Consider the following 7,509-nt stretch of genomic DNA (forward strand, 5'->3'; position numbering starts at 1 on the left):
TAGGCAATAACGCAGCATAAATGCCAAACATGTGCTGCCCTTCGGGTTCTGCCTAGGGGCGATAAACTCTTTGTTGCTCGATTTTTACTTAGCCCACTAGGTTACAAACCTCGCGCCGCGATTTAATCGCCCCTAGATTGAACAAATTTCAATTCGCAAAGATCAACACGCCCTAGTAAATGACAACTTGGGCATTGTTAAACTCATAGTTTAGCAATGCGCCATTATTTGATTGCTGTATAAGCTTAGCTTTATTTAAACCATGCAGTCTAAATAGAAGTGGGGCAATAACAGATACCGCAGAGCCCGTTGCACTGTCCTCATTTACGCCAAACTGGGGGGCAAAATATCTAAAACGCGCTATGGCATTTTTCTTGTCTTTATTTTTTATACTAAGGGTAATTACTGCATTTTTGTGGAGTGCACACAAAGCTTTAAAATCAACGTGTACGCTTTTTAAATCGTCTTTTTTAACTGATTTATCGAATTCTTTACTAAATTCTTTATTAAATAATACAACCGTATAACCGTTTTTATCAGCGGTAGTGTAGGCTGCTTTTATTGCTACTGAAAACACACTTTTTAACTCACCTTCAGCTAACTCGCTTTTTTTAGGCTCTATGCTTTTTAGTAACAGCTGAGCGCCTTGTTTTTTTACTCTTATAGTAAAGCGCTCATTACTCATTGAAGTAAATACTTCAGGGCAATAACCCAAATGGTCTATTAAAAAATTAGCGGCTGCTAAAGTACCATGTCCACAGCGTTTAATTTCACTCGTTTGATTAAACCAGCGAATTTTACAATGGCGTTTAGTTATCTCATTTTGATTTAAAAATACGGTAGCAGGGTAAGTTGATTGTGATGCAATATATTGCATTGTTTTTGATGTTAACCCATTTTTATAAATAACAATTAAAGCACTTGAGCCTTTTAAGTTATGTGCAGGGCTATAAAAAACAGATTCGGTGGAAGTGAGCTTTATAAAGCGAAGCGTAAGCCATTTAGGCTTACGCTTCGCTAAACAAAGAGTATTAACCTTTGCTTGCATATGCGTCGTTATGAACGCCTGCAGCACGACCTGATGGATCAGCATTGTTTTGGAACGATGCGTCCCATGCAAGTGCTTCAGAAGTCGAACACGCTACCGATTTACCATGCGGTACACATTTAGCTGATGCATCACCAGGGAAATGCGATTCAAAAATAGTACGGTAGTAGTAAGCTTCTTTTGAATCTGGTGTATTAATAGGGTATTTAAATTTTGCATTTGCAAGCTCTTGATCGCTCACTTGCTCATTTACAAACTCTTTTAAGGTATCAATCCAGCTGTAGCCTACACCGTCTGAAAATTGCTCTTTTTGACGCCATAGCACTTCATCAGGTAAGTAACCTTCAAAGCCTTCACGTAAAATGTGTTTTTCAATTTTTCCATCTTTACACATTTTAGCTTCAGGGTTGATACGCATAGCAACATCAACAAATTCTTTATCAAGAAACGGTACACGTGCTTCTACGCCCCATGCCGCCATTGATTTATTAGCACGTAAACAGTCAAACATATGCAGTTTTGATACTTTACGGTTTAGCTCTTCATGAAACTCTTGTGCGTTAGGGGCTTTATGGAAGTATAAGTAACCACCAAATAGCTCATCAGCACCTTCGCCAGATAACACCATTTTAATGCCCATTGCTTTAATTTGGCGAGCCATTAGGTACATAGGTGTAGAGGCACGAATTGTTGTTACGTCGTAGGTTTCTATGTGGTAAATCACTTCACGTAATGCATCAATACCTTCTTGAATGGTAAAAATGATAGGGTGATGAATAGTACCAATCATGTCAGCTACTTTTTGTGCAGCCGCTAAATCAGGTGAGCCATCAAGACCTACTGAAAAAGAATGCAGCTTAGGCCACCATGCATCGCTTTCGTCGTTATCTTCAATACGTTTTGCAGCAAAGCGCTGGGTAATAGCAGAGATAACCGATGAGTCTAAACCACCAGAAAGTAATACACCGTAAGGCACGTCACACATTAATTGACGTTTAACGGCCGCTTCTAATGCATCTTTAACGTCTTGCGCTTCTGCGCTGTTATCTTTAACTGCATCAAATGTTTCCCAATCACGTTTGTAATAAGGCGTCATTTTGCCATCTTTGCTGTACAGGTAATGCCCTGGTGGAAATTCTTCAATATGCTTACAAATTGGAGAAAGTGCTTTTAGCTCAGAAGCAACGTAAAAGTTACCGTGCTCGTCGTGACCGGTGTAAAGCGGGATAATACCAATATGGTCACGGCCAATTAAGTAGGCGTCATTTTCTTCGTCGTATAAACAAAATGCAAAAATGCCATTTAGGTCATCTAAAAAGTCAGGCCCTTTTTGTTTATACAGCGCTAAAATAACTTCACAGTCTGATTGAGTTTGAAAAGTAAAATCAACGTCTAACTCTGCTGCAAGTTCTTTATGATTATAAATCTCACCGTTAACCGCTAAAATATTTGTTTTTTCAGGATTGTATAAAGGCTGTGCACCGCTTGATACACCAACAATAGCTAAACGCTCATGCACTAAAATAGCTTTTTCAGATGCATATACACCAGACCAATCTGGGCCACGGTGTCTAAGCAGCTTTGACATTTCAATTGCTTGGGTACGCAATTGAGTGGGATCAGATTTAATATCTAATACCCCAAAAATTGAACACATAGTAACTCCTCATTCCTATTATGTGTGCAGCAGAGCCAATTTGCTGTGCTGCGAAACCTTGTTTTATCAGAAAAAATTACTCAAGTCACATAGCTTTTACAATTAATTAAGAAAAATTTATGCACCAAGCTAGATGTAATTGCACCAAAGTGGTTAATGCGTAGTTCCTGCTGCTATTTTTACGTCGCTATTATTGTTCAAAGCTTGTGCAATCATAACTCTCAGGGCATTAATAACGGTTTCTTCGCTCATGCTTGGTGCGCCATTGTGGTGCACAGCTTGGCTTGGTAAATAAGGAATATGCACAAAGCCACCTTTCATTACAGCGCAGTGATCATTTATGTAATGCATAAGACCATACATAACGTGATTACACACATACGTACCTGCTGTATTGGAAATGGCAGCAGGTATATTGCTGTTGTGCAGTGCTTGTAACATGCGCTTTATTGGTAAGTTTGTGAAATAGGCATCAGGGCCATTTTTTTCTATTGGTGTATCGATAGGCTGCTTACCTGCATTGTCTTTAATGCGTGCATCGTCAACGTTTATTGCAATACGCTCAATTGATATTTCGCTGCGCCCACCAGCTTGGCCTATACATAAAACAACCGCCGGATTGTGCGACTCAATGGCGTTTATAAGCTGACTGATAGACGTATTAAATTCACAGGCAAGTTCTAGTGTACATATTTTGTGTTTCATGATGATAGTTTCATCAAGTTTTTGCTCTGCTTGCCAAGAAGGATTGATAGCTTCGCCACCAAAAGGAGCAAAGCCAGTTATTAATACACACGGCATAGTAGAAGTTGATTTAGTCATTAAACACCAAGCTATACATTAAAATAATATTAACGGCGAGTAAGGAAACGGCCGTCGGAATTTGAACCTTTATTACATGGTACCTATTTTTTAAATCTAGGACGTGTTGATTCTAGAATATTTTATAGGTTATTTTTAAGTGCAAGGCTCAATTGATGTAGGTGCCCGTCAAGTTTCTGCTTCGCCTTTGCTGCTTCTTCAAACGTTACATATTTAAATTCAACAGTATCTAAAGGTCTAAATTGTGCAAATTGATGTAAGTCGGCTTCAATTACAGTCCCTAAAAGAGGGTAGCCCCCGGTTGTTTGACCATCGTTAAGTAGCACAATAGGCTCACCATTCGGTGGCAGTTGAATACTCCCAGGACTCACCCCTAGTGATGGCAAAGAGTGCGAATGTGCCAAATTATTTTTATGCTCAAGCCTTACGCCCATTCGGTTGCTGTTACTACTAACTTTAAATGCGGTAGATACAAAGTTGTTAAGTAAAGGCTCGCCTAACAAATTAGCATGAGGGCTTGGGTGCAGTCTTATAAGCTTGCGCTGGGCGGGAGCAATTGCGCCTACTTTTATAAACTCTCCATAATAAGGAGTAATAGGTATTTCATCGCCAGTGGCGAGAGCTCTACCTTCAATACCACCAAAACATGCGTTCAAATCTGTAGATTTAGAGCCCATAACTTCAGTATTTTGTATACCGCCTTTAACCGCTAAATAAGCTCTTAAGCCCGCTCTACCAGTAGCAAAGCTCAGTACTTGTTTATTTTTTACTGTGTATGTCCAACCAGGGTAAATTGCTTGTCCATCAAGGGTTGCTTGCAAATCTGCACCATGAAGCGCAATTACTGTGTCGCAGGTGAATTCCAGCTCGCACAGACCAACAGTTATTTCTAAAACGGCATCATTGTCGTTATTGTTAAGTAATCTATTAGCAATTATTTGTACAAAGGGGTCTAAGCTGCCCGCTTTGTTTACACCTAGATGGCGGTAGCCATCACGGCCAAAATCTTGAATTGTAAGTAATACACCACTTTTAAGTACTTTAATCATGAGTTGCTCCTTTATTAACTAGCGGAACAAATTCAAGCGTATCGCCTGGTTGAATTAAACAAGGTTGCTCCGAGGTCGAATCAAACAAAGCAGTATCTGTATGACCTATTATGTGCCAACCACCAGGGGTATCTGCGGGGTAAATTCCGGTTTGTTCAGCACCTATCGCAACAGAGCCTTTAGAAACTTTAATGCGTGGCTCATCACGCCTTGGCGTATGTAATTGCTCTTCTAAACCATGTAGGTAAGCAAAACCGGGCTGAAAGCCTAAAAATAAAACGTGGTACTTGGTTTTACTATGAATATTAATAACCTCATCAGCGCTTAAATTATGATAACGAGCCACGTAATTAATATCCTCACCCTTGTATATGGTTTCGATTAAGTGATGTTGCCCTTTAAAAGTACTCGTTTTAATATCATTCCACAGCGAAGGTAGCACTTGTAACCACTTATTTAAGTGTTTATCTGATTTTAAATAGAGAGTGAGCGAGTTCATGGCTGGCACCAAATCGGTAAATTCATCAGTGCTTTTACAGTGGCTAGCTAAAGCCCAAATTTTCTTTTGAATAGAGAGTCTATCTGTAGCGTCTAAATGCGATGCATCAAGTAGTAAACTACTGTTTGTTAATGCATAAATATGGGGAGCTGGCTTCATTAAATAAACCTATTTGTACAACATAATTTAAACGTAACACAGTTTTATTAATTTATTTAAACCATTGCGACTAAGTGGTTATGTTTAGTGTTTATTTTCCCAGCTTACTTTAAGAGTGTTTTTATATTCAATTAATCGTATTTAATTTATTGAGGACTAAAACTTAATACATTTCGTACTAAATAAGTAATTAGGTTGAAATGAAAATTAAGATAAGGAGGTCTTAATTAGCACGCACTTGTTTATGAGGTACTTTATGAAACACCAGCATTTATTATATTTATCAGGCGCTGCTATTATATTTAGCGCAGGCAGCTTTGCTTTATCTATGGAAAAGGTAGAACACAGTAATGTAGAAGCCACCATGCATGTAGAAACCATTGTACTGGGGTCTGGTTGTTTTTGGGGAGCAGAAAAACGCTACGAAGCGCTTAATGGCGTTATTGATGCTGAGTCGGGTTATGCAGACGGCCATGGGTTTAAAGCAACGTACAGAAATATCACCGATCAGTCTCGTCGTTTTGACGAGAACAATTATGCTGAAGTTGTGCAAGTTATGTATAACAGCAATATAATTTCAGCAGAAGATCTCTTAAAAAACTATTTTGAAAGTCACGATCCTACGCAAAAAAATCGCCAAGGTAACGACATCGGTACGCAATATCGTTCAATTGTATTAACGACTACTGATGCGCAAGCTAAAGTAGCTGAACAAGTTAAATCGCAATATCAGCAGCTTTTAACTGATGCGAGCTATGGCAAAATTGAAACGGTTATTAAACCGCTTCAAGGTTTTGTATCGGCAGAAGAGTATCATCAAAATTATCTAGAAAAGAACCCTAATGGCTATTGCCCCGATCATTCTACAGGGGGAGTTTTTAATAAAACACCCGTAGAAAAAGCAGACAATAGTGCTTTGCTCGCAGGTAAGCAAATAGTGGTACTTGATTCTCGTGATTACTGCCCGTACTGTGAAAAATTTAAAAAAGCAGTCGCAAATGATTACAAAGGGACAATACCAATGTCGTTTCGCCATGCTGACCAACTTGATGATTTAACTATTAAGTCAGCCACGTGGGCAACACCAACCATTTTGTTTTTAGAAAATGGTATTGAGGTATATGGTCGTCAAGGTTATGCAACGCCTGAAGAGTTTTATAAAGCATTAGGCGCTTTTAAATTAGGTAACAGTGATGCTTATAAAGTTGCATTTGATGCACGAACAGATAGACCTTACTGCAAAGAGTACAAAGAGTTTAAAAACACACCTGACGGTACTTTTGTTGATAAATTAAGTGGCGAGCCACTATTTGATACAAGCGATAGGTTTAACTCCGGTACTGGTTGGTTGTCGTTTAAGCACCCAGTAAAAAGTAGTGTAACGCAGCATGACGATAGCAGCTGGGGAATAACACGTATTGAGCTACGTTCTAAAAGTACAGGTATTCATCTTGGTCATTTATTCCCAGGAGAAGGCCCTAGAGGCACAGACCGCTACTGTATAAACGCAACAGTACTCGATTTTGTACCAAGAGATAAAAGCTAAACCTTTTACTTTGTAAAGCCTGATTTTAATCAGGCTTTTTTTTGCATAAAACAAAATAGGCTTATCATAATCTTTGCAAATTTGTTAAAATTAAAGCGTACAGCTAATCGTCATTAATATTACTTAGGTTATTAATGAATCAATTAAAAAAAATAGCAACGCAGTTAATATATTTGCCATTCGCTTTGCTGCTTTTAATAAACAACGCTAAATCAGCGACTCATTACGTAGTAGGCTTAGAGAATATAGAATACCTTCCATACTACGATGGTAGTGGGGCTGATAACCGCGACTATTATGGTTTCAGTCAAAAGTTACTTACCTTGTTTGCCCAGCAGCATGACTTTAAGTTTGAGTTTTACACACTACCTATTAATCGACTTTACAAAGAATTTGTGGAACATCGCCATGTCGACTTTAAGTATCCAGATAACCCTAGCTGGAAACAAAGCTACAAAGCTTCATTTATTGATGTAAATAAAATTATTTATTCGCAGCCAACCGTTGTGACTAAAACGGGCATTGCGAGTTTAAATAAAAACATCACTATTGGTGAATGCATTAGTTTTGCAACGGTAAGAGGGTTTACGCCTCAAAGCTTTAAACCGGAGTTTTTCAAGTTAGTTGTCGCATCAAGTTAAATTTTATGCCGCCCGCATTGCTTCTTTTTTTTCTGGATTTAAATTTACTTCATTGATCATTGTCCAATCTCGAGATTTTCCTGACCAA

General features: G+C 38.6%; 7 protein-coding genes and 1 pseudogene. 2 read left to right on the top strand and 6 right to left on the bottom strand.

Annotated elements, in window-relative coordinates:
* Nucleotides 1-172: 172 nt before the first annotated feature.
* From H4J63_RS09125 to pxpB, 6 genes and pseudogenes are all read right to left on the bottom strand, one after another.
* The gene (locus H4J63_RS09125) at nucleotides 173-1,048 is read right to left on the bottom strand and encodes a PhzF family phenazine biosynthesis protein (protein WP_182196117.1); all 876 of its coding nucleotides are present in this window, start codon (nucleotides 1,046-1,048) and stop codon (nucleotides 173-175) included.
* Nucleotides 1,032-2,705, bottom strand: coding sequence for an asparagine synthase B (asnB, locus tag H4J63_RS09130; RefSeq protein ID WP_182196119.1), 1,674 nt, complete (start codon nucleotides 2,703-2,705; stop codon nucleotides 1,032-1,034). Before asnB ends, H4J63_RS09125 begins: the two co-directional genes overlap by 17 nt.
* 153 nt (nucleotides 2,706-2,858) lie before the next feature.
* Nucleotides 2,859-3,527: a pyroglutamyl-peptidase I gene (gene pcp, locus H4J63_RS09135; RefSeq protein WP_182196121.1), complete on the bottom strand. Its 669-nt coding sequence runs from the start codon at nucleotides 3,525-3,527 to the stop codon at nucleotides 2,859-2,861.
* Nucleotides 3,520-3,618: pseudogene (locus tag H4J63_RS09140) on the bottom strand (5-oxoproline transporter, DUF979 family subunit); the annotation flags it as partial. The gene pcp and the pseudogene H4J63_RS09140, both read right to left, overlap by 8 nt.
* A gap of 31 nt (nucleotides 3,619-3,649) precedes the next feature.
* Nucleotides 3,650-4,576, bottom strand: coding sequence for a biotin-dependent carboxyltransferase family protein (locus H4J63_RS09145; RefSeq protein ID WP_024604094.1), 927 nt, complete (start codon nucleotides 4,574-4,576; stop codon nucleotides 3,650-3,652).
* Entirely contained in the window at nucleotides 4,569-5,234 is a 666-nt protein-coding gene (pxpB, locus tag H4J63_RS09150; protein WP_024604093.1) for a 5-oxoprolinase subunit PxpB, read from the bottom strand. The genes H4J63_RS09145 and pxpB overlap by 8 nt, the downstream gene beginning before the upstream one ends.
* A gap of 256 nt (nucleotides 5,235-5,490) precedes the next feature.
* Here pxpB and msrA point away from each other — a divergent pair, with 256 nt between their 5' ends.
* Both msrA and H4J63_RS09160 read left to right on the top strand, forming a co-directional pair.
* Nucleotides 5,491-6,780 (top strand): peptide-methionine (S)-S-oxide reductase MsrA, encoded by a 1,290-nt coding sequence (gene msrA, locus H4J63_RS09155; protein ID WP_182196123.1) that lies wholly within the window; start codon nucleotides 5,491-5,493, stop codon nucleotides 6,778-6,780.
* A gap of 134 nt (nucleotides 6,781-6,914) precedes the next feature.
* A complete protein-coding gene (locus H4J63_RS09160) occupies nucleotides 6,915-7,421 on the top strand; it encodes a hypothetical protein (protein ID WP_259365595.1) in 507 nt (168 codons plus the stop codon).
* Nucleotides 7,422-7,509 lie beyond the last annotated feature (88 nt).

The sequence above is a fragment of the Pseudoalteromonas sp. 5Ae-yellow genome (assembly GCF_014077565.1).
Taxonomy (GTDB): Bacteria; Pseudomonadota; Gammaproteobacteria; order Enterobacterales; family Alteromonadaceae; genus Pseudoalteromonas.

Coding starts and splice junctions, on each gene's coding strand:
- pxpB (WP_024604093.1), bottom strand. CDS start 5,234: ATGAAGCCAGCTCCCCATATTTATGCATTAACAAACAGTAGTTTACTA.
- asnB (WP_182196119.1), bottom strand. CDS start 2,705: ATGTGTTCAATTTTTGGGGTATTAGATATTAAATCTGATCCCACTCAA.
- H4J63_RS09160 (WP_259365595.1), top strand. CDS start 6,915: ATGAATCAATTAAAAAAAATAGCAACGCAGTTAATATATTTGCCATTC.
- pcp (WP_182196121.1), bottom strand. CDS start 3,527: ATGACTAAATCAACTTCTACTATGCCGTGTGTATTAATAACTGGCTTT.
- msrA (WP_182196123.1), top strand. CDS start 5,491: ATGAAACACCAGCATTTATTATATTTATCAGGCGCTGCTATTATATTT.
- H4J63_RS09125 (WP_182196117.1), bottom strand. CDS start 1,048: ATGCAAGCAAAGGTTAATACTCTTTGTTTAGCGAAGCGTAAGCCTAAA.
- H4J63_RS09145 (WP_024604094.1), bottom strand. CDS start 4,576: ATGATTAAAGTACTTAAAAGTGGTGTATTACTTACAATTCAAGATTTT.